The 19,542-nt window shown below is 65.5% G+C and carries 23 protein-coding genes; 9 read left to right on the forward strand and 14 right to left on the reverse strand.

The features are described from left to right. Window positions 1-185: 185 nt before the first annotated feature. From AUL36_RS17010 to AUL36_RS17020, 3 genes are all read right to left on the reverse strand, one after another. The gene (locus AUL36_RS17010) at window positions 186-446 is read right to left on the reverse strand and encodes a hypothetical protein (RefSeq protein WP_058599843.1); all 261 of its coding nucleotides are present in this window, start codon (window positions 444-446) and stop codon (window positions 186-188) included. Between the two features lie 85 nt (window positions 447-531). Then, on the reverse strand, window positions 532-963 hold the full coding sequence (locus AUL36_RS17015; RefSeq protein ID WP_062222635.1) for a TIGR02301 family protein: 432 nt from the start codon (window positions 961-963) through the stop codon (window positions 532-534). Window positions 964-1,056: 93 nt separating this feature from the next. Continuing rightward, the gene (locus AUL36_RS17020) at window positions 1,057-1,497 is read right to left on the reverse strand and encodes an NUDIX hydrolase (RefSeq protein ID WP_062222637.1); all 441 of its coding nucleotides are present in this window, start codon (window positions 1,495-1,497) and stop codon (window positions 1,057-1,059) included. A gap of 76 nt (window positions 1,498-1,573) precedes the next feature. Between AUL36_RS17020 and AUL36_RS17025 the strand changes: the two genes are divergently transcribed. From AUL36_RS17025 to AUL36_RS17035, 3 genes are all read left to right on the forward strand, one after another. Next, window positions 1,574-2,308, forward strand: a complete 735-nt coding sequence (locus AUL36_RS17025) for an SOS response-associated peptidase (protein ID WP_062222761.1) — start codon at window positions 1,574-1,576, stop codon at window positions 2,306-2,308. A 107-nt stretch (window positions 2,309-2,415) separates the two neighbouring features. Then, on the forward strand, window positions 2,416-3,456 hold the full coding sequence (locus tag AUL36_RS17030; protein WP_062222763.1) for a M42 family metallopeptidase: 1,041 nt from the start codon (window positions 2,416-2,418) through the stop codon (window positions 3,454-3,456). Between the two features lie 210 nt (window positions 3,457-3,666). After that, on the forward strand, window positions 3,667-3,852 hold the full coding sequence (locus tag AUL36_RS17035; RefSeq protein WP_058599840.1) for a hypothetical protein: 186 nt from the start codon (window positions 3,667-3,669) through the stop codon (window positions 3,850-3,852). A 136-nt stretch (window positions 3,853-3,988) separates the two neighbouring features. Here the strand turns inward: AUL36_RS17035 and AUL36_RS17040 are convergent, their stop codons facing one another. Beyond that, window positions 3,989-4,174 carry a hypothetical protein gene (locus tag AUL36_RS17040; protein ID WP_058599839.1) on the reverse strand — a complete coding sequence of 62 codons (186 nt, stop codon included), beginning with the start codon at window positions 4,172-4,174 and terminating at the stop codon, window positions 3,989-3,991. A 299-nt stretch (window positions 4,175-4,473) separates the two neighbouring features. On the opposite strand from AUL36_RS17040, the gene cysS reads away from it, so the two are divergent. From cysS to rarD, 5 genes are all read left to right on the forward strand, one after another. Further along, on the forward strand, window positions 4,474-5,913 hold the full coding sequence (cysS, locus tag AUL36_RS17045; protein ID WP_062222639.1) for a cysteine--tRNA ligase: 1,440 nt from the start codon (window positions 4,474-4,476) through the stop codon (window positions 5,911-5,913). After that, the gene (gene pip / locus AUL36_RS17050; RefSeq protein ID WP_082655904.1) at window positions 5,910-6,863 is read left to right on the forward strand and encodes a prolyl aminopeptidase; all 954 of its coding nucleotides are present in this window, start codon (window positions 5,910-5,912) and stop codon (window positions 6,861-6,863) included. Before cysS ends, pip (AUL36_RS17050) begins: the two co-directional genes overlap by 4 nt. Window positions 6,864-6,882: 19 nt before the next feature. Further along, entirely contained in the window at window positions 6,883-7,344 is a 462-nt protein-coding gene (locus AUL36_RS17055) for a GFA family protein (RefSeq protein ID WP_062222643.1), read from the forward strand. Window positions 7,345-7,350: 6 nt separating this feature from the next. Further along, window positions 7,351-8,310, forward strand: a complete 960-nt coding sequence (gene pip, locus AUL36_RS17060; protein ID WP_062222765.1) for a prolyl aminopeptidase — start codon at window positions 7,351-7,353, stop codon at window positions 8,308-8,310. Window positions 8,311-8,489: 179 nt separating this feature from the next. Beyond that, window positions 8,490-9,410, forward strand: coding sequence for an EamA family transporter RarD (gene rarD, locus AUL36_RS17065; RefSeq protein WP_062222645.1), 921 nt, complete (start codon window positions 8,490-8,492; stop codon window positions 9,408-9,410). Window positions 9,411-9,469: 59 nt separating this feature from the next. Here rarD and AUL36_RS17070 read toward each other — a convergent pair whose 3' ends face one another. The 5 genes from AUL36_RS17070 to AUL36_RS17090 form a co-directional block, all read right to left on the reverse strand. After that, window positions 9,470-10,075, reverse strand: a complete 606-nt coding sequence (locus AUL36_RS17070) for a TIGR00730 family Rossman fold protein (protein WP_058636626.1) — start codon at window positions 10,073-10,075, stop codon at window positions 9,470-9,472. Window positions 10,076-10,139: 64 nt separating this feature from the next. Further along, window positions 10,140-10,730, reverse strand: a complete 591-nt coding sequence (locus tag AUL36_RS17075; RefSeq protein ID WP_062222647.1) for an energy-coupling factor transporter transmembrane component T family protein — start codon at window positions 10,728-10,730, stop codon at window positions 10,140-10,142. Further along, a complete protein-coding gene (locus AUL36_RS17080) occupies window positions 10,727-11,404 on the reverse strand; it encodes an energy-coupling factor ABC transporter ATP-binding protein (RefSeq protein ID WP_062222649.1) in 678 nt (225 codons plus the stop codon). The genes AUL36_RS17075 and AUL36_RS17080 overlap by 4 nt, the downstream gene beginning before the upstream one ends. Beyond that, window positions 11,401-11,964, reverse strand: a complete 564-nt coding sequence (locus tag AUL36_RS17085) for a biotin transporter BioY (protein ID WP_058599833.1) — start codon at window positions 11,962-11,964, stop codon at window positions 11,401-11,403. Before AUL36_RS17085 ends, AUL36_RS17080 begins: the two co-directional genes overlap by 4 nt. Before the next feature lie 81 nt (window positions 11,965-12,045). Continuing rightward, a complete protein-coding gene (locus AUL36_RS17090) occupies window positions 12,046-12,903 on the reverse strand; it encodes a D-amino-acid transaminase (RefSeq protein WP_062222651.1) in 858 nt (285 codons plus the stop codon). Between the two features lie 202 nt (window positions 12,904-13,105). Here AUL36_RS17090 and xylB point away from each other — a divergent pair, with 202 nt between their 5' ends. Then, entirely contained in the window at window positions 13,106-14,566 is a 1,461-nt protein-coding gene (gene xylB / locus AUL36_RS17095) for a xylulokinase (protein WP_062222653.1), read from the forward strand. A 123-nt stretch (window positions 14,567-14,689) separates the two neighbouring features. Here xylB and AUL36_RS17100 read toward each other — a convergent pair whose 3' ends face one another. The 5 genes from AUL36_RS17100 to livM all read right to left on the reverse strand — a co-directional run bounded on the left by AUL36_RS17100 (window position 14,690) and on the right by livM (window position 19,542). Further along, a complete protein-coding gene (locus AUL36_RS17100; protein WP_058636584.1) occupies window positions 14,690-15,796 on the reverse strand; it encodes a branched-chain amino acid ABC transporter substrate-binding protein in 1,107 nt (368 codons plus the stop codon). A 155-nt stretch (window positions 15,797-15,951) separates the two neighbouring features. Then, window positions 15,952-16,305: a DUF6867 family protein gene (locus AUL36_RS17105; protein ID WP_058599829.1), complete on the reverse strand. Its 354-nt coding sequence runs from the start codon at window positions 16,303-16,305 to the stop codon at window positions 15,952-15,954. Continuing rightward, window positions 16,305-17,072 (reverse strand): ABC transporter ATP-binding protein, encoded by a 768-nt coding sequence (locus tag AUL36_RS17110; protein ID WP_058636585.1) that lies wholly within the window; start codon window positions 17,070-17,072, stop codon window positions 16,305-16,307. The genes AUL36_RS17105 and AUL36_RS17110 overlap by 1 nt, the downstream gene beginning before the upstream one ends. Beyond that, window positions 17,069-18,076, reverse strand: a complete 1,008-nt coding sequence (locus tag AUL36_RS17115; RefSeq protein WP_244497156.1) for an ABC transporter ATP-binding protein — start codon at window positions 18,074-18,076, stop codon at window positions 17,069-17,071. Before AUL36_RS17115 ends, AUL36_RS17110 begins: the two co-directional genes overlap by 4 nt. Before the next feature lie 2 nt (window positions 18,077-18,078). Beyond that, window positions 18,079-19,542 (reverse strand): high-affinity branched-chain amino acid ABC transporter permease LivM, encoded by a 1,464-nt coding sequence (gene livM / locus AUL36_RS17120; protein WP_192843852.1) that lies wholly within the window; start codon window positions 19,540-19,542, stop codon window positions 18,079-18,081.

Here is a 19,542-nt window from a genome sequence, read left to right on the forward strand (position 1 = left end):
ACCGGGAACCGGGGGCAGCGGCACGGAAACGATGCCGCCCTGCCGTGTGGCGGCGGCGCCGTCCTGATCGGTGATCTGCGAAAAGGCGAGGGCGGAGGAGGAGACGCCGACCGCCATGGCCAGCGCCCCCATCAGCCCAAACACGCGGAATGAGGGGGGTCGCATGGAGAGATCCTTGGGAAGGCCTACTGAAGGGAGCGGTCGTGGCGGAACTCGCCGAATTCGATGCGCTTGCGCAGCGAATCGATCATGTCGAGCACCTCGGTCTCGCCGTAGCGGCGCACGAGTTCGGTGACGGCGGTCGAGATCGCCGTCTCGGCCAGGATCTCGGTCTCGATCCCGTCGGAGATCCCGTCCGCCCAGGCCTCGTTATGATACTCGATGGCGACCTGTTTCTTTTCGGCGATGATCATCTCGTCGAGTTCGGAACCGTGCAGGTCGATCATGCCGATGTCTCCATCTTTCAAGTTCAGCCCCGCGCCTCATGCGCGGGTCGAAACGGAGCGGCAAAGCTCCGTTCTTAATGCAATCTTAATTCCCGTACCTTGCGCTGATCTCTCGCGAAAGGTTCGCACCTTCTTCAAGGTATCTTTCCATGGCCACCGTCGCAGCCGGGGTACAGTTTCGATAGGTCGAGGCGAAGGAGCGGTAGCCTTGGTTGAAACTGGCCACCAGAAGTCGCTTGTCTGCCTCGTTGGGCGCCTGCGCCTTCAGGATTTCGTCCATCTTTTCGCGCCAGACGCCGGCATCGGCATCCCCGCAGAGCCCGCGTAGAAAGTGCATCGAGCCGAGAATCGTCGCCAGCCGCCCGAGCGGCTTCATGTAGGCGGCGTTGGTCGGCTTCACGATGTCCTCGGCCGCAGGCTTGGCCTCGTCCGGCTTGGCCTTCTTGTCCTGCGCCGCTGCCACGCCGGCCGGCACGAGGCCGAGCAGAAGACTGAAAGCGCAAACTAGGGACGGCAAAGAACGCCTGAAACTCATGAGGCGAGGTTTGCCGGTGGATTAAGGAGATTGCAAGACGCACCGGGACAGGTCCGCAATATCCCCGCATTAAGGTTATCGCGGGGCGGTCCCGTGACGCTTTCGGGCCGCCCCGATGACGTCGAGCAAGCCATCCGTCGTCGCGCCGGTTTGGGATAGCGTCTCCAACTCCGCCGGCGACACGAAGCGCGCGTCGGCCGCATCGTCGCCCGCTTGCGGGGGCGTGTCCGGCGAAGCCGCCGCGAGCGCGCGAAACACCGCGATCACGGCGTGAGCGCCGTTCGGCGCATCGATCGCCTCGTGAATCTGGACGAACGCCACTTCCGCGACGGGAAGGCCGGTTTCCTCCAGCGCCTCGCGCCGCACCGCATCCTCCAGCCGCTCGCCGAACTCCACCCGCCCGCCCGGAAGGCTCCAGAGGCCGGCGAAGGGGGCTCGGCCGCGCAGGACGAGCAGCACCTCCTCGCCGCGAAAGATGCAGATGGAAACGGCGACGACGGGGCGGGGGGCGTTCATGGGGGAAGTTCTACTGCCTGCCACCGCGTCCGGCCAGCCCTTGCGCGTCGCGCAAGGGCGCGCCACCTTCCCCTGCATGTGTGGCCGCTTCACCTTGACCGATCCTCCGCGCGCGATTTCCGAGCGCTTCCTCGTGGGCGCGCTGGAGCCGTTTCCACCGCGCTACAATATCGCGCCGACGCAGCCCGTTCTGGTGCTGCGTGCCGACGAGCACCGGCGCGGCGAAAAGGGCGCGGTGCGCCGGATCGGCCATCTCGCGCGCTGGGGTCTCATTCCCTCCTGGACGAAAGACCCGTCCGCCATCCCGCTTCTGTTCAACGCGCGCTCCGAGACCGCGCATGAGCGCAACAGCTTCAAGGCCGCGTTTCGCCATCGCCGCTGCCTCGTTCCCGCCAGCGGCTTCTACGAATGGCGGCGCGACTGCGGGCGGCGCGGAACGCCGTTCTTCGTTCGCCCCACCGAGCCCGGCCCGATCGCCTTTGCCGGGTTGTGCGAGACCTATCTCGCGCCCGATGGCAGCGAGATCGACACGGCGACGATCCTGACCATTTCCGCCAATGCGGACCTTCGCGAGATTCACGAGCGGATGCCGATCGTGATCGCGCCCGAGGAGGCCGAGCGCTGGCTCGACTGCCGCGACAGCGAGCCGCGCGATGTCGCCGATCTTCTGTTACCCGCGCCGGAGGGCTTTTTCGAGCCCGTCCCGGTTTCCGACCGCGTAAACACCGTTGCCAATATGGGCCCCGAGGTGCAGGAGCGCGCCGATCAGCCGGGCAACGAGCCGCCACCCGCGCAAGGTTCGTTGTTCTGAACCTGTTGCGCGATACGGCCTTTCGATGAAATAGCCGATCCCATTCATCCCGCCTGGATCGCGGCGCGAGACCCGTGCCCGATGCCGTCCAAACGGAGCTTCCCCGCATGAACATCGATCTTCTCAAGCGCTTGTGCGAGATGCCGGGCGTGCCCGGCCATGAGCACCGTGTGCGCGATCTCATCGCCGCCGAGGCGCAGGATCTGTTTGACACGATCGAGACCGATGTGATGGGCAATCTGATCTGCACCCGGAAGGGCCAGGGGGATGATCCCGAGCGCATCATGCTGGCCTGCCATATGGACGAGATCGGTTTTCTCGTCAGCCATATCAGCGACAAGGGATTCCTCAACGTCTCGCCGGTCGGCGGCTTCGACCCGCGCAATCTGTTCTCGCGCCGCGTCCTCGTCTGTACCTCCAAGGGAGACTACAAGGGCGTCATGATGGCCGAGGGCAAGCCAGTGCATATCTCGGCACCCGAAGACCGCAAGAAAGTGCCGGAGCCCACGGAGTTCTTCGTCGATCTCGGACTCGGCGCAGAGGCCAAGAACAAGATCCGCGTCGGCGATTTCGTGGTGATGGACGAGCCCTTCCTTGAACTCGGCTCCGAGCGCATCGTTTCCAAGGCGATCGACAATCGCATCGCCTGTTGGCTGGGTCTGGAAGCGGTCCGCAAGCTCCTGAAGGACGGCCATTCGCACCGCTGCGAATTGACGGTCGCCTTCACCGTGCAGGAGGAAGTGGGCCTGCGCGGCGCCAAGACCGTTGCCTTCGCCAAGCGTCCGCATATCGGCATCGGCGTCGACACGACGCTCGCTTGCGACACTCCTGGCGTGCCGGAAAAGGACAAGACGACCGAACTCGGCAAGGGCGTCGGCCTGCACATGAAGGACGGCTCCTTCATTTCCGACATGGCGCTGGTGGAAGAGTTCGAGACGGTGGCCGAAGCCGGGTCGATCCCCGTGCAGCGCACGATCCTCGCCGGCGGCGGCATGGACGGCGCGTCGCTGCAACAGGCCGCGAGCGGCGCGCGCGCCATCGGCATCGTCGTCGGCACCCGCTATATCCACACGGTCGGCGAGATGATCGATAAGCGCGACGCCATCGCCGCGCGCGATCTTCTGGCAGCCTTCCTCGCCTCGCACTGATGCTCTTCGGCGGGCGGGGCGTGGTGTCCGCTCGCCGTTTCGCGGCGACCTTTGGACGCGTCCCGCCGTCCAAGGGGTCGCCGCGCTGGCCGAGCTGATTCGCTCGCCTATCTCTCCCCCAACGGATGATGCGCCGAACGGGTGATTTGCGCGCGCTTGCGCCGGCACCGCGTCACCGTCCGAGCCCGATTAGGTCAGGCGGAGGGTTTCATGTATCTCGACGAAAAGCGGGAATGGCTGCCGCCCGAATGGCCCGAGAAGCCGGAGCGCCGCCTAACCGAGAAGCAGGAGTCGCTTCTCATGTGGATCATGGCCGCCAATCTTCTGCTGCTCTTCGTGGCTCCGATTGCGGGGGTCACGCTGTTTGGAGCACTGTTCGCGCTGCTCGGTGGTTGACGCTCGGTCAGTTCGGTTTCCGACGGCAGGCGCGGACGATCGATTCACCGACCGTTCGAAACAAAAACGCGGGCCTTTATGACCCGCGCATGGCCTGAAGGCCTTTGATCGAATGTGTCGGTCGGCAATGCGCCGGTCACTTCGCCTTCTGAGAGTTGGCCGCCTGAGGCTTGGCCTCGCTCATGCCGTCGCCGCGGCAGGACTTGTGCGCGGCTGCGGCGATCGCGGCAATGCCGATCTCGCGATAATTCTTGAGAAGATCGTTTTCACGCTCCCGGTCGCGTTCGCTGCGGGATTTGAAGACGATGTTGGCGCGGCTCATTGTGAAGGCTCACATGCTAATGGGGTGAAAGCAAGAAACAGTCTGATTGCGTCAGATTAGAGGCATTTGGCTGAAAAATCCCTGAATCTATACTTAACATATCGTTGCAGTCCGGTGATGTTGCGTGAGCGTGACATGATGCACTGCGGTAAGACTTTGCACGGTGCCTCGCGTCTTTGCGGCGCTTTCGAGGCGAAAGGCTTCACGTGATCGGGAGCGCCAAGCCATTTGTGCGGGAAGTCGTTTGGCTGTAGCAGATCGGCCTCAGCCCGGATCGGGCTCAGCTGGAGACTAGGGTTTTGGACGACGGATTTCGGGGCCTTTTCCTGACCAACACCTTGACGCGTCGCAAGGAGCGCTTCCTACCGCTGGACTGGCGTCATTCGTGCGATTGCTGCGCGGAGGCCGACCGTCGCGTTCGCATGTATGTCTGCGGACCCACCGTCTACGACTTCGCCCATATCGGCAATGCGCGCCCGGTCATCGTCTTCGACATTCTCTTCCGTCTCCTGCGCCATCTCTATGGCGCGGACCGGGTCGTCTATGCCCGCAACATCACGGACGTGGACGACAAGATCAACGCGCGCGCGCTGCGCGACCATCCGGACCTGCCGCTCAACGAGGCGATCGCCCGCGTGACGGAAGGCACGGCCGCGCAGTTCCACAAGGATGTCGCCGCGCTCGGCACGCTGCCGCCCACCTTCGAGCCGCGCGCCACCGGCTTCGTCACGCCGCGCGCCGACGGGCTGCCGGACATGGTGACGATGATCGAAACGCTGATCGCGCGGGGCCATGCCTATGTCGCTGACGGCGAGGTGCTGTTCGATGTCGGCTCCATGCCGACCTATGGCGCGCTGTCCCATCGCAAGCTGGAGGACCAGCAGGCCGGCGCGCGCATCGCGGTGGAAGCGCATAAGCGCAATCCGGCCGATTTCGTCCTTTGGAAGCTCTCGGCCGCGGACGAGCCTGGCTGGGACAGCCCCTGGGGTCGGGGCCGGCCGGGCTGGCACATCGAATGCTCGGTCATGAGCGAGGCCTATCTCGGCCGCACCTTCGACATTCATGGCGGCGGGCTCGATCTGATCTTTCCGCATCATGAGAACGAGATCGCCCAGAGTTGCTGCGCCCATGGCACGGAGAAGATGGCCGAGGTCTGGATGCACAATGGTTTCGTGCAGGTCGACGGGCGCAAGATGTCCAAGTCGGAGGGCAATTTCGTCACCATCGCCGACATTCTGGAAAGCGATAAGGTCGGTGGTCGCTCCTGGCCGGGCGAGGCCATCAGGCTTCTGATGCTGAAGACGCATTACCGCGAGCCGATCGACTTCACCGCCGCGCGGCTGGACGAGGCCGTGCGCGAGCTCGATCGCTGGGAGCGCTTCGCCAAGGAGGCCTGCGCGGTGGCGGCCGAGGCGCCGGACGAGGCGTTCCTCGCCGCGCTTTGCGACGATCTCTCGGGCTCGGCGGCCATTGCGCGCGTTCACCAGCTCTTCGACGAGGGCAAGGGCGCGCAAGCTCTGGCAAGTCTTGCGCTGGTCGGGATCAACCCGGTTCGCGCGGCCGACGTGAGTGACGATGTCGCGGCGCGGATCGCGCTGCGCTTGGAGCGGCTGAAGGCGAAGGACTTCGCCGAGGCCGATCGCATCCGCGCCGAACTCGCCGCCGAGGGCGTGATGCTCAAGGACGGCAAGGATCCGGAAACCGGCGAGCGCATCACGACCTGGGAAGTGAAGCGTTGAGCGGCGCGCCGCGCACGCTCTACCCTCCGATCCAGCCGTTCCGCACGGAGCGGCTGGCTGTCGGGGGCGGGCATGTCCTGTATGTGGAGCAATGCGGCAACCCGAACGGCAAGCCGGTTCTTTTCCTGCATGGCGGGCCGGGCAGCGGATGCAGCCCGACCCACCGCCGCCTCTTCGACCCCACGCGCTACTGCGTGACTCTGTTCGATCAACGCGCCTGCGGACGCTCGACACCGCTGGGGTCGCTGGACGCCAACACGACGCCCGATCTGGTGGCCGATATCGACTGTGTGACGGACGCGCTCGGCATCGACCGCTTCATGCTGTTTGGCGGCTCCTGGGGCTCGACGCTGGCGCTGGCCTATGCGCAGACGCGACCCGAGCGCGTGACCGAGATGGTGCTGCGCGGCATCTTCACCGGCCGCCGGGCTGAACTCGACTGGTACTACAAGGAAGGAGCCAGCCGACTTTTTCCGGACGAGTGGGCTCATTTCATCGCGCCTTTGACCGAGGATGAGCGGGAAGACCCGATCGTGGCCTATCGGCTGCGTCTCTTGGACGAGGACCGGAACGTGCGCGCTCTGGCCGCCCGAAGCTGGACCGACTGGGAAGCGCGCACCGTCTCCATGCGCACGATCCGAGATGCGGTCGGGGCCTTCGGAGCCAGTGACGCCGCCATCGCCTTTGCGCGGATCGAGAACCATTTCTTCGTCCACAATCTCTGGTTCGAGGAAGGCCAGTTGATCCGCGACGCCGGCCGGCTCGCGGGCATTCCGGGCGTCATCGTGCAGGGGCGCTACGATGTCGTCACGCCCCCGGTCACGGCCTGGGATCTCCACCGCGCCTGGCCGGGATCGGAATTGCAGATCGTCGAGGATGCCGGCCACGCGTTCTCCGAACCCGGCACGTTGGACCGGCTTCTCGCAGCGACCGATCGTTTCGCGTCTTGAGGCAGGCGAGGAGGGCGCGATGACGTTGGACAACAAGCCGATCTACACCGGGGGGTGCCAATGCGGCTCGGTGCGCTTTCGCATCGAAGGCGCGCTCGGCCGCGCGTCCATCTGCCATTGCCGCATGTGCCAGAAGGCCTTCGGCTCTTTTTTCGCGCCGCTCGTGTCGATCGATCCTGCGACGCTGCGCTGGACGACACGTGAGCCCGACCGGTTCCGCTCGTCCGATGTCGTGCAGCGCGGCTTCTGCGCGCGTTGCGGCACGCCGCTGACCTATGAAGCGCCTGATGGTCCCGCGCTCAGCATCGGCGCCTTCGACGCTCCTTCCGCGATCCGCCCCGACATCCAGTTCGGCTGCGAGGGCAAGCTGCCTTATGTGGACGCTCTCGCTCGACTCCCTGTGCGCCAGACGCAGGAGGATGCGGCGGTCAGTCCGTTTCTCGCTTCCATCCGCTCCTTCCAGCATCCCGATCACGACTGAGATATGATGACGTCCGAACCGCTGCGCAGCTTCTACCCGCCGATCGAGCCCTATGCATCCGGCCTCCTGCCTGTGGGCGATGGGCACGAAATCTATTGGGAGCGCTGCGGCACGCCGGGCGCCAAGCCCGTGGTCTTCCTGCATGGAGGCCCGGGCGGCGGCTGCTCGGCGAAGCATCGCCGCCTGTTCGACCCGGCGCGTTACGACATCCTCCTGTTCGATCAGCGCGGCTGTGGCCGCTCGCGCCCCCATGCGCAGCTCGAGGCCAACACGACCTGGCATCTCGTGGCCGATATCGAGCGGCTGCGCGAGATGATCGGCGTGTCGCAATGGCAGGTCTTCGGCGGCTCCTGGGGCTCGACTCTGGCGCTCGCCTATGCGCAAACGCACCCGGAGCGGGTGAGCGAGCTGGTGCTGCGCGGCATCTTCCTGCTGCGGCGCTTCGAATTGCTCTGGTACTATCAGTATGGCGCGAGCCTTCTCTTCCCCGAGAAGTGGAAGCGCTTCATCGCGCCGATCCCAGAGGCTGAGCGCGACGATCTGATCTCGGCCTATCGCCGCCGCCTCGTCGGGGACGATAGGGCCGAGCAGGTTCGTGCCGCGCGCGCCTGGAGCCAGTGGGAGGGCGAGACGCTGACATTGACGCCCGACCCCGACACGATCGCACCCTTCCACGAGGACGAGTTCGCCGTCGCCTTCGCGCGGATCGAAAACCATTTCTTCGTTCATGCGGGCTGGATGGAAGACGGGCAGCTGCTGCGCGACGCCGGGCGTCTACGGTCCATTCCCGGCGTCATCGTGCAGGGGCGCTACGACATGGCGACCCCGCCGGTCAGCGCCTATGACCTGCACGAAGCTTGGCCGGAAGCGGAATTTCATATGGTCGAGGATGCCGGCCATGCCTTTTCCGAACCCGGCATTCTGGATCGGCTGATCCGCGCGACGGACAAATTCGCCGGACAGTGATGGCTCCGAAAGGCGCGAGCGGTCGAACGCTTGCGCCTTTCGTTTCCCTCTACTCCTAAGAACGTCGACCCGGCTGATCCATTCATCGCATTGATGGATCCATCACGGGAAAACGGGTGTCGTGGGCCTGTGTGGCTGATACAAGGCGGGCTTATCGACCCGTCCTCAGAGGTGCCGCCATGTCGGACCAGCCCGCCGAGTCCACGCGCGGATATGTCTATGCGGTTTCGGCCTATCTGATCTGGGGGCTGGTGCTCCCGATCTATATGAAGCTCCTGTCGCATGTCTCGCCGATGGAGATCGTCGCCCATCGCATTCTCTGGGCCTTGCCCTTCGCGCTGCTGGTGCTGGCCAAGGCGGGGCTCCTGCGCGATGTCGGACGTCTGTTCACGCCGCGCATCCTCGGACTGATGACGCTGACGGCGACGCTGATCTCGATCAACTGGGGCACCTATGTCGTCGCCATCATCACCGGACATGGGGTGGAGGCGGCGCTCGGCTATTACATCAACCCGCTGATCAACGTTCTCCTGGCCGCCGTCTTTTTGGGGGAGAGGCCGAACCGCCCGCAGGCCGCCGCCATCGCGCTGGCCGCCTTCGGTGTGCTGATCCTGACCGTGAAGGCCGGCGGCCTGCCGTGGATTTCGCTCATCCTCGCCGGCTCCTTCGGGCTCTACGGCCTCCTGCGCAAGACCGTCCCGGTCAGCGCCAGCGAAGGCTTCTTTCTGGAGATCGCCATTCTCTTCCTGCCCGCGCTCGGCCTCGCCGTCTGGGTCGCCTCGACGGGCCAGAACCATTTCGGATCGAACGGGCGGGAAACCGCGCTTCTGATCGGCGCGGGAGCCGTCACGGCCATTCCGCTCATTCTCTATGCCGCCGCCGCGCGCCTCTTGCGCTTCACCACCGTCGGCCTGCTTCAATACATCGCGCCGACCTTCATCGCGTTGACGGCGGTCTTCGTCTTCGGCGAGCCCTTCGGCCTCTGGCAGGGCGTCGCCTTCGGCTTCATCTGGGCGGCCCTTGCCGTTTACACGTGGTCGATGTTCGCGGGCCGCCGATCGGCGCGCCGGCCAGCCACCGAAGCCTGCGCTGCAGAATGACCTGACGAAAAAGGGCGGCGCATGGGCCGCCCTGGCGTTGGATTACCTGGGGAGGATGGTCAAAGACGCTCGATTACCGCTTCCACGCCGTCGCGCTCGGCCGGCTGTGCGGCCGCTTCGATGGCGGGAAGCAAGTCCTCGATTCGATCCTTGATGATGGGGCGGACCTGATGGGCCGTATGGATGAAGCCGGCCTCGCGCATATGCTCCAGGAGCTTTGAGAACGGATCCCAGAAACCGTCCACATTGGCGATGGCGATGGGCTTGCGATGCCGGCCGAGCTGGCTCCAGGTCATGATCTCGACCAGCTCTTCCAGCGTACCGATGCCGCCCGGCAGGGCAACGAAGGCGTCCGAGCGCTCGAACATCATGTGCTTGCGCTCATGCATGTCCTCGGTGATCACCAGTTCGTCGAGCCGCTTCAGCTCGCTTTCGGTGGCTTCCATATCGATGAGGAAGCGCGGGATGATGCCCGTCACCTGACCGCCAGCGGCGATCACGGCGTCCGACACGGCGCCCATGATGCCGCGCGTGCCGCCGCCATAGACGAGGCGGATGCCGCGATGCGCCATGGCCGTGCCGAGCGCCTCGGCAGCTTTGACATAGGAAGGATCGCGGCCGGAGGCCGAACCGCAATAGACACAGAGAGATCGAATCGTCGTCATAAGGAGAAAGTCGGCCGAGGCGGCTTTGGGGTCAAGGCGCATTCGGCCAAAATGCTGCGCTGCGTCAGCTTCGCGCGTCGATCGCCTCGGCCACTTCGTCCGCCATTTTCAGCGTGCGCACCACCAGTGGCACCGCGAGCGCGAAGATCGAGCGATCAAGCCCCCGTGCGCTCTGCGCTTCGCGGATGTCGGCGGCGACGCTCGCCAGCACCGGCACGAAGCGAATGGCGAGCCCGAAGGCGAGGCCGACGCGGGCGGGATCGACACCGAACACCCGAAGCGGCGTGACGAGAGTCGTGATCGTGTCCGCCATATCGGAGGGGCGCGTCGTCGCCGTCACGGTTGCGGCAATCAACAGAAGAGCGGCCAGCCGCGCGGAAAACACCGCCGCCTCGTGCCAACCCGCCGCCCAGGCTTGGAATCCACCGACGAGAATGACGACGGGCAGGATGCTTTTCACCGATCGCAAGGCGAAGGCCCAGCCCAACCGAGCGAGGGCGATCGACGCCAAGGCGAGGCCGAGACCGCTCAGCGAAAGCCATATATTCGGCAGCACGAACAGCATGGTGCCAAGCGCCGCCAGCGCCAGCAGCTTCGCCCCGGCGGGCATTCGGTGCAGAACCGAGCCACCGGGCCGGTAGAGATCGGCGATCATTGCGCCGCGATCCGGCGATAGGCAGCGAGCGCCTCGGCGGGTGCGGCATCGCAGACGAGCCGACCCGCTTCGAAGACGAGAACCCGGTCGAAGCGCTCCAGGAGCGAGAGATCGTGCGTCACCATCACCACCGGCCGCTCTGCCGCCTCGACGGCTTCCATCACGCGGCGCGTGTTGCGCAGGTCGAGCAGCGTCGTCGGCTCGTCCAGCACGAGAACGCGCGGCTCCAGCACCATGATCCCGGCCAGCGCCACGAGTTGCCGCTCGCCGCCCGAAAGCTCGTGCACCAGCCGCTCGCCGAAACCACTCAGGCCGAAGCGGATGAGGGTAGCCTCCACCTTCGGCGCGATCTCGCCTTTCGACAGCTCGCGGTTCTTCAGGCCGAAGGCGAGGTCTTCCGCCACGGTGGGGTAGACGATCTGATGATCGGGGTTCTGGAACAGGAAGCCGACATGCCGTCGTGCTGCCTTGGGGTCGGCGACCGTATCAGTGCCGAACACCCGCACGGTGCCTTCGCTCGGCTTCAGCAAACCATTGAGAAGGCGCGCGAAGCTCGACTTGCCCGACCCATTCGCCCCGACGATTCCGATCCGGCGCTCGGTCAATGTGAGGTCGAGGCCGGATAGAACGCGCCGCCCCCTGCGATCGAGGGCGACGTTGATGAGCTCTATCATCCCGCGCGGTGGACGCCGCGCGTCTCGATCAGCGGATAGGCTTTGGACACCGTCACCATGATCGCCGCAGCGAGTCCCGCCTTGACGAGGTCACCCGGAATGAAGGCCAGGGAGCCCTTGGCGGCCGTCAGCAACGGAGCGCCCGTCACCAGCGAGATGCCCGGGATGCCGCAGGCGTAAAGAACGAGGATACCCCCGGCCGTGGCCGCCACGAAGGCCGAGACGAAATGAAGCTTGGGGCTGGCGCGTTCGACCAGCGCACCCGTGACGAAAGCGGCCGGGAGCCAGCCGAGGAAGAAGCCGACCGTCGGCCCGGCGAGGACCGCCAGACCGCCGCGCCCGCCCGACAAAAGCGGCAGGCCGGCGAGCACAATCACCATGAACAGGAGCACCGCGAGCGTTCCGCGACGCGCGCCCAGAACGCCGCCCGCCAGCATGACGCCCATCGACTGCGCCGTGATCGGCACGTTGATGACGGGAACCTGCAGCGCCGGAAAGGTGCCGAGCACCGCCATCAGGGCAGCGAACAAGGCGATGAAGACGATGTCGCGAGTGCTCATGCGTTTGTTCCTCGAAACGGGACACGGGAAAGGGTGAACAGCCTCTTAAGCAACCCTTGACCGGCCGTCGAGACGGCTTCGTCAGATCGCTTGCGCGAGGGCCGCTTCCAGATAGGCCGCCCGCAGCCGACGGGCGATCGGGCCCGGACGCCCGTCCCCGATCGGCGTCTCGTCGATTTCGACAACCGGCGTCACGAACGCGCCGGCCGAGGTGATGAAGGCTTCGCGAGCCCCTTGCGCCTCGGCCACGGTGAAGGGGCGTTCTTCCACGTGCAGCGCCAGTTCCCCAGCCACTTTCATGATGGCGGCGCGGGTGATGCCGTGCAGGATGTCATGGCCCAGTGCACGCGTGACGATCGTGCCGTCCTGCGTCACGATATAGGCATTGTTGGATGTGCCTTCGGTGATCGTGCCGTCTTCCACCATCCAGGCGTCGTCCTTGCCACGGCTCTTGGCCTCCATCTTGGCAAGCGAGGGATAGAGAAGCTGCACGGTCTTGATGTCGCGCCGGCCCCAGCGCAGATCCGGTACGGTGATGACGCGCAGACCTTCGACCGCTTCGCGCGTTTCGACCGCATCCCGCTTCTGCGTGAACAGGACGAAGCTCGGCGGCGTGCCGTGCTTCGGCCAGACGAAATCTCGGTCCGCTTCGCCGCGCGTCACCATCAAATAGATATGGCCCTGAGTGAGGGCGTTGCGCGCGAGAAGTTCGCGGTGGATCGCGAGGATCTCCTGGTCGCTGCCGGGTGAGGGCAGGCGAAGCTCGGCCAGCGAGCGACGCAGGCGCGCCATATGGCCGGGAAAATCAAGCAGCTTGCCGTCGATCACGGCCGTCACCTCATAGACCGCATCGGCGAAGAGCAGGCCCCGGTCGAAGACCGACAGCTTGGCCTCGGCCTCGGGAACATAGGCGCCGTTCACATAGACGATGCGGCTCACGGGGGCACTCCTCGACATCAGGCCAACGTTTTCAGCCCCGTCCTGTAGCGTGAAGAGTCGCATCGGGAAAGAAAAGTCCTTATGGAATGGAGCGAGGCGAGGGGAGGCGCCGCGCCGCGATGCGGCCAGCTGGCTGTCCCCCGAGCCCATGGACGATCATTCGCCCGCTCGGGAAGCGGGGTTTCGGAGGCTTCGCTTTCACATGGGTCATTATCTCGGGCTCGATCTCGGCACGTCCTCCTTGAAGGCGTTGGTGATCGACGAGAACCAGAAGCCGCTGGCGAGCGCCACGGCGCCGCTGACGGTGGAGCGCCCGCATTTCGGCTGGTCGGAGCAGGACCCGGCCTCCTGGATCGCCGCCTGCGAGGCTGCGATCACGGAACTGAACGCCAAGGACCCCTCCCTGCTGGCGGGTGTCACCGGCATCGGCCTGTCCGGCCATATGCATGGCGCAACGCTGATCGGCGAGAGCGACGAGGTTCTGCGCCCCTGCATCCTCTGGAACGACACGCGCTCGCATGTCGAAGCGGACGAACTGGACGACGAAGAATCGCGCGGCATCACCGGCAATATCGTCTTCCCCGGCTTCACCGCACCCAAGCTTCTCTGGGTCGCGCGGCATGAGCCCGCGATCTTCGCCAAGGTGCGCCGCGTTCTTCTGCCGAAGGATTATCTGCGCCTGTGGCTGACCGGCGAGGCCGTGGCCGAGATGTCGGATGCGGCCGGCACGTCCTGGCTCGACACCGGCGCGCGCGACTGGTCACCCGAGATGCTGGAGCGCACGGGGCTAACGGTCGAGCAGATGCCGCGCCTCGTGGAAGGCACGGAAGTCAGCGGCACGCTGCGCTCGGAGCTTGCCGCGCGCTGGGGCATGAAGGCGGGCACCGTGGTGGCGGGCGGCGGCGGCGACAACGCTGCCTCGGCCTGCGGCGTAGGCGTCACGCGGCCCGGCACCGGCTTCCTCTCGCTCGGCACGTCCGGTGTCCTGTTCACGGCGAGCGCGGGCTACGATCCCGTGCCCGATACCGCGCTCCACACATTCTGCCACGCCATTCCCGGCCTGTGGCACCAGATGGGCGTCACGCTCTCGGCCGCAGGCTCCATCGAATGGCTGTCGCATGTCCTGAAGGAGAAGCCCGGTGAGCTGACGGCAGCGGTCGGCAGCGAGCTGAAAGCGCCGAGCCGACTCCTGTTCCTGCCCTATCTCTCGGGCGAGCGCACGCCGCACAACGACTCGGCCGTGCGCGGTGCGTTCATCGGCCTGCAAGCCGACACGACGCGCGAGGACATGACGCGCGCCGTGATGGAAGGCGTCGCCTTCTCGATCCGCGATTGCCTCGATGCGGCCCCGAACGCCTCCTGGGTGCGCCAGCTCATCGCGGTCGGCGCGGGCTCGCGCTCGGAGCTTTGGCTGAAGATGATGGCGAGCGTTCTGGAAACGCCGATCGCGCTGCCGGCGGCCGGCGATTTCGGCGCAGCCTTCGGTGCCGCCCGCCTTGGCCTCTGCGCCGCGACCGGGGCCGATCCGGCCAGCGTCATGGTCGATCCGCCGATCTCGGCCCGCTTCGAGCCCGAGACCTCCCTGGTGGAGTCCTTCGCCGCTGCGCATCAGCGCTACCAGGCGATCTATCCCGCGCTGAAAGAAGCTGCGCGCCGTCATTGATCGAGATGGGGGCTCTAGCCCCCTTTCATCCTTCTCGATCCGCCCCAACGAAAAACCCCGGCCGCATCGCAGCCGGGGTTTTTTGATGCCGAAGAGCGCCGCCGGAGCGGCGCTTGGGAAAGCTTACTTCGATGCCGACAGGTAGTCGTACTTGCCGCCCTTCCACTCGTAGATCACGTAGCCGGGCAGGGTCACGTCACCCTTGGAGTCGAACTTCAGATCGCCGATGACGGTGGGCAGCGTGTCCTTGTCGAGAACGGCGGTGACCTTCTTGAAGTCGGTCGAGCCGGCCTTCTTGGCCGCTTCCGCCCAGGCCTGAATGGCGGCGTAGGTGTAGAGGACGTAACCCTCGGCGGTCTTGCCCTGCTTTTCCAGCTCGGCGACGATGGGAGCCGCCTGCGGGTTGCGGCGCGGATCGGGCGAGAAGGTCATGAGCGTACCTTCGCCGGCATTGCCGGTGATCGCCCAGTATTCGTTGGTCACGATCGCGTCGCCCGACATGATCTTGGCGTCGAGGCCCTGCTCCTTGGCCTGACGGGCGATCAGGCCCGCTTCGGTCTGGTAGCCGCCGATATAGATGAGCTTGACGTTCGCCTGCTTCAGCTTGGTGATGAGTGAGGAGAAGTCCTTGTCGCCGACCGTGTAGGATTCCACGATCGCCGGCTTCTTGCCGGCCGCTTCCATGAACTTGATCGTCTGGTCGGCCAAGCCCTTGCCGTAAGCCGACTTGTCGTCGAGCACGGCGACCGCGTCGTTCTTGTAGTTCTCGGCGATGTACTTGCCGGCGACTTCGCCCTGCTGGTCGTCACGTCCGCAGACGCGATAGATGCCGTCGCCGGCGCGCTTGTCGGTGAAGTCCGGGTTGGTCGAAGCCGGCGAGATTTCGATGATGCCTTCTTCGGCATAGACCTGGCTGGCCGGGATCGAGGAGCCCGAGCAGAAATGGCCGGCCACGAAGGGCACGCCCTGCGAGGCGAACTGGTTGGCCACCGCCACGGCCTGCTTCGGGTCGCAGGCGTCGTCGCCGACCGAGAGCTTCAGCTGCTCGCCATTGACACCGCCAGCCTTGTTGATGTCGGCAATGGCCTGCTCGGCACCGATGCGGAGCTGCTCGCCGAAGGCCGCGTTCTGACCTGTCATCGGACCCGCGACGCCGATCGTGATGTCGGCGAAGGCAGCGCCCGACAGAAGCACATTGAAGGCCACGCCGGCCAGGAACGCTTTTTTCATGTCGAACTTCCCTATTGAAACCTGACCCGCAGCGATTCGCTCTTCATGAGCGTTTTCAATTCGTTGCGGTCCGGCGATTAAAGACCAAGGTGCGGGCGTCGAAAATAGGCAAAACGCCTTCCCGACGCTTTTTTGCGCGAAAAGTCCGGTCGAACCTAGCGTCGCTCGGCCGATAGAAAGCGGTACTGCCGCGCCATCTGCGCCGAGCGCATCGTGGCGCGCCCGGCGGCCCCGAAGAGCAGAAGCACCACGAAGTCCACCAGACCATAATGCAGGGCAGTGCCGAACGTGGCGGGCGGCAGGAAGAACGTGCCGTGGAACAGGCTGAAGTGAAGGAAGCGGATCGCGATCGTCAGAAGCGCGATGCCGAACACGAGAAAGCCCCAGCCGCTCCAGCTTTGCGCCGTCGAGCGGCCGACCGCGAAGGCCAGGCCGCCGCCGATCACCAGAGTGACGACGAGGAACTCCACCAGCGAGACTTCCCAGAGAAGCGCCATTTCGGGTGTCATCAGTGATGCCCTCCTTCCAGATAGGCGCTGCGCACTTCCTCGCGGGCGAGAAGCTCCCGGCCCGTGCCCTTCATCGTAATGCGCCCGTTCACCATGACATAGCCGCGATGGGCCAGACGCAGCGCGTGAAAGGCGTTCTGCTCCACCAGGAAGACCGTCAGCCCTTCCGTGCGGTTCAACTCGCGGATCACCTCGAAAATCTGCTTCACGATGATCGGCGCAAGGCCGAGCGAAGGCTCGTCCAGAAGGAGAAGGCGAGGGCGGCCCATGAGCGCGCGGGCGATCGCCAGCATCTGCTGCTCGCCGCCCGACAGGGTGCCGGCGCGCTGCGAGGCGCGCTCGCTGAGGCGCGGGAACATCTCGAACATGCGCTTGAGGTCGCTCTCGAAATGCTCCTGGCCGACCAGGGTCGTGCCCATCTGCAGGTTTTCGAGAACCGTCATGCGGCCGAAGATACGCCGGCCTTCCGGCGACTGGGCGATACGGCGCGACATGATCGAGTGGGTCGGAAGCTGCGCGATATCCTCGCCGTCATAGAGAATCTGCCCGGCGCGGGCGCGCGGGTTGCCGCAGATCGTCATCATGAGCGTCGATTTGCCGGCGCCGTTGGCGCCGATCAGCGTGACGATCTCGCCCTCGTGCACATCGAGATCGACGCCCTTGAGCGCCTGGATCTTGCCGTAGAAGGTCTCGACGCCGCGAATGCTCAGAAGCGGGCGCGAGGTGGCCTCAAGGGTCGGCGTCGTCAGCGGTGCGATCGTGCTCATGCCGGCGTTCCTCCGCTCACGTGCGCGCTCTGGACGGCGCCGTCGACATCGCCCCGTTCCAGCTTCTCCTCCACCGCTTCCACTTCCTCGTCATCCACGCCCAGATAGGCCGCGATCACCTTGGGATCGTTGCGGACCTCCGAGGCGGTGCCGTCGGAAATCTTCTTGCCGTAGTCGAGCACCACGATGTGGTCCGAGATTTCCATGACGACGCCCATGTCGTGCTCGATCAGGAGGATCGACGTCCCGAACTCGGTGCGAATCGAGCGCAGCAGCGCGTTCAGCTCCGCCGACTCGCGCGGGTTCAGGCCGGCGGCGGGCTCGTCCAAGCAGAGAACGGACGGGTCCGTGCACATGGCGCGCGCGATCTCGAGGCGGCGCTGATCGCCATAGGAGAGATCGGCCGCCGGATCGTCGGCCCGGTGGATCAGCGCGGTGCGCTTCAGCCAGTCCACCGCCACATCACGCGCGGCCTCGCGTGCCCGCCGGTAGCCCGGCAGCCCGATCAGGCCGGCGATCGTGAAGCCCGACGCGCGCATCAGCTTGTTGTGCTGCGCGACGAGGAGGTTCTCGAACACGGTCATGCCGCCGAACAGGCGGATGTTCTGGAAGGTGCGGGCGACGCCGGCCGTGCGCGTGATGCGAAAATCGCTCATGCGCTCCAGCAGGAAGACTTCCCCCTGCGGGGTCTTGAGGCTCTGCGCGCCCGAGCGCGTCAGTTCGGCCACGGCCTCGTCCGTGATGCCGCGCCCGCGCCGAAGCGAGATGCGGCCCTCGGTCGGCTTGTAGAAGCCGGTGACGCAGTTGAAGACCGTGGTCTTGCCCGCGCCGTTCGGGCCGATCAGGGCGGTGATGTCACCGCGCCCGACCGAGAAGGAGAGATCGTTGATCGCCGTCAGACCGCCGAAGCGCATCGTGAGATGCTCGACGGTGAGGACGGGATCGTCGAGCCAGCGGCGCGGCTCGCCCGAGGCGAGGGCAGGGGTCATGGAATGATCGCTCATGGTCAATGTCCCTCGCCCTGCGCCACCATGTCGGCACCAATGGCCTTGCGCTCCTTATAGACAGCCGAGGGCTGGCGGGACGACACGAGGCCGCGCGGCTTCCAGACCATGATCGCGACCATGGCGACGCCGAAGAGCACCATGCGATAACGGCCGGGGTCGAAGTCGCTGCCCAGAATGTCCTGGATGAAGGTGAGGTTTCGCATCAGCTCGATGCCGCCGATCATCACCAAGGAGGCGAAGACGACGCCGAGCTGCGAGCCGAGGCCGCCCAGAACCACGATGGCGAGGATGATCGCCGATTCCAGGAAGGTGAAGCTTTCCGGAGAGATGAAGCCCTGGCGCGTGGCGAAGAATGAGCCCGCGAAGCCGCCGAACATGGCGCCCGTCGCGAAGGCCGTGAGCTTCACATTGGTCGTGTTGATGCCGAGCGCGCGGCAGGCGATCTCGTCTTCCCGCAGGGCTTCCCAAGCGCGGCCGACCGGCATCTTGCGCAGGCGTAGCGTCACGAAATTGGTGAGAAGGGCGAGCGCCAGGATGATGTAGTAGAGGAAGATGAAGCGGTGAATGCTGCTGTAGTGAATGCCGAAATAGTCCGAGAACGAGCCTTCGCCGCGTCCGAACTCCAGTCCGAACAGGGTCGGGCGCGGAATGCCCAGAAGCCCGTTCGGGCCGCCGGTGAACTGGCCCCAGTTGAGCAGCACGACGCGGATGATCTCGCCGAAGGCCAGCGTCACGATCGCGAGATAATCGCCGCGCAGACGCAGCACCGGAAAGCCGAGCACGATGCCCCAGAGGGCGGCGAACAGGCCGGCCATGGGCAGGCAGACCCAGAAGCCCAGCTCGAAATTGATCGCCAGAAGCGCGAAGGAATAGGCGCCCACGGCATAGAAGGCGACATAGCCGAGATCGAGAAGACCCGCGAGGCCGACCACGATGTTGAGTCCCCAGCCGAGCATGACATAGGTCAGGATCAGGATGGCTAGGTCGATCAGATAGCGGTCGCTGGACGGGAAGAGCGCCTGGATCAGGAAGGGCAGCACCAGCGCGATCAGGAGAAAGACGATGCTGAGCGCCTTACCGATCGAGAAGCCGCCGGCCGCTTTCACGCTTTTGGCGGTCTTGCTCTTGCCGGACACGCCCGCCGCGCGGCGCTGGAACAGGGCGAGGCTGAGGACGAAGCGCACACCGAAGGCGATGGCGACGAAGGTCAGCCAGAGATCCCAGCGCGTGTAGAGGACGAGGCCGCCCGGCGCGATGTCGCTGCGAACGGCGACGAAGAAGACCGTCAGCAGACCGACGATGGCCGCCGTGATGGCCGCCTCGCGCAAAGCTTGTGGGACGGACAGCCGCACCACGGGCTCAGGCGTGAAGGGCGGCTCGCCCGCGACGGCGTCCCGCTGATTTTCGAATTCGCGCTCGGCGCCGACCGGCGAGGCGGAGGGTACGTTGGGTGTCGATGCCAT

The sequence above is a fragment of the Aureimonas sp. D3 genome (assembly GCF_001463805.1).
Lineage (GTDB): Bacteria > Pseudomonadota > Alphaproteobacteria > Rhizobiales > Rhizobiaceae > Aureimonas > Aureimonas ureilytica_A.

What these genes read in the sequence shown, in the direction of transcription:
- AUL36_RS17055 (WP_062222643.1), top strand. Translation starts at nt 6,883, where the DNA reads ATGACGTTGGACAACAAGCCGATCTACACCGGGGGGTGCCAATGCGGC.
- pip (WP_062222765.1), top strand. Translation starts at nt 7,351, where the DNA reads ATGACGTCCGAACCGCTGCGCAGCTTCTACCCGCCGATCGAGCCCTAT.
- AUL36_RS17115 (WP_244497156.1), bottom strand. Translation starts at nt 18,076, where the DNA reads ATGAGCGATCATTCCATGACCCCTGCCCTCGCCTCGGGCGAGCCGCGC.
- AUL36_RS17085 (WP_058599833.1), bottom strand. Translation starts at nt 11,964, where the DNA reads ATGAGCACTCGCGACATCGTCTTCATCGCCTTGTTCGCTGCCCTGATG.
- AUL36_RS17020 (WP_062222637.1), bottom strand. Translation starts at nt 1,497, where the DNA reads ATGAACGCCCCCCGCCCCGTCGTCGCCGTTTCCATCTGCATCTTTCGC.
- AUL36_RS17080 (WP_062222649.1), bottom strand. Translation starts at nt 11,404, where the DNA reads ATGATAGAGCTCATCAACGTCGCCCTCGATCGCAGGGGGCGGCGCGTT.
- rarD (WP_062222645.1), top strand. Translation starts at nt 8,490, where the DNA reads ATGTCGGACCAGCCCGCCGAGTCCACGCGCGGATATGTCTATGCGGTT.
- AUL36_RS17030 (WP_062222763.1), top strand. Translation starts at nt 2,416, where the DNA reads ATGAACATCGATCTTCTCAAGCGCTTGTGCGAGATGCCGGGCGTGCCC.
- AUL36_RS17040 (WP_058599839.1), bottom strand. Translation starts at nt 4,174, where the DNA reads ATGAGCCGCGCCAACATCGTCTTCAAATCCCGCAGCGAACGCGACCGG.
- AUL36_RS17110 (WP_058636585.1), bottom strand. Translation starts at nt 17,072, where the DNA reads ATGAGCACGATCGCACCGCTGACGACGCCGACCCTTGAGGCCACCTCG.
- AUL36_RS17010 (WP_058599843.1), bottom strand. Translation starts at nt 446, where the DNA reads ATGATCGACCTGCACGGTTCCGAACTCGACGAGATGATCATCGCCGAA.
- AUL36_RS17035 (WP_058599840.1), top strand. Translation starts at nt 3,667, where the DNA reads ATGTATCTCGACGAAAAGCGGGAATGGCTGCCGCCCGAATGGCCCGAG.
- AUL36_RS17070 (WP_058636626.1), bottom strand. Translation starts at nt 10,075, where the DNA reads ATGACGACGATTCGATCTCTCTGTGTCTATTGCGGTTCGGCCTCCGGC.
- AUL36_RS17105 (WP_058599829.1), bottom strand. Translation starts at nt 16,305, where the DNA reads ATGACACCCGAAATGGCGCTTCTCTGGGAAGTCTCGCTGGTGGAGTTC.
- livM (WP_192843852.1), bottom strand. Translation starts at nt 19,542, where the DNA reads ATGGCATCGACACCCAACGTACCCTCCGCCTCGCCGGTCGGCGCCGAG.
- AUL36_RS17075 (WP_062222647.1), bottom strand. Translation starts at nt 10,730, where the DNA reads ATGATCGCCGATCTCTACCGGCCCGGTGGCTCGGTTCTGCACCGAATG.
- AUL36_RS17025 (WP_062222761.1), top strand. Translation starts at nt 1,574, where the DNA reads ATGTGTGGCCGCTTCACCTTGACCGATCCTCCGCGCGCGATTTCCGAG.
- AUL36_RS17100 (WP_058636584.1), bottom strand. Translation starts at nt 15,796, where the DNA reads ATGAAAAAAGCGTTCCTGGCCGGCGTGGCCTTCAATGTGCTTCTGTCG.
- xylB (WP_062222653.1), top strand. Translation starts at nt 13,106, where the DNA reads ATGGGTCATTATCTCGGGCTCGATCTCGGCACGTCCTCCTTGAAGGCG.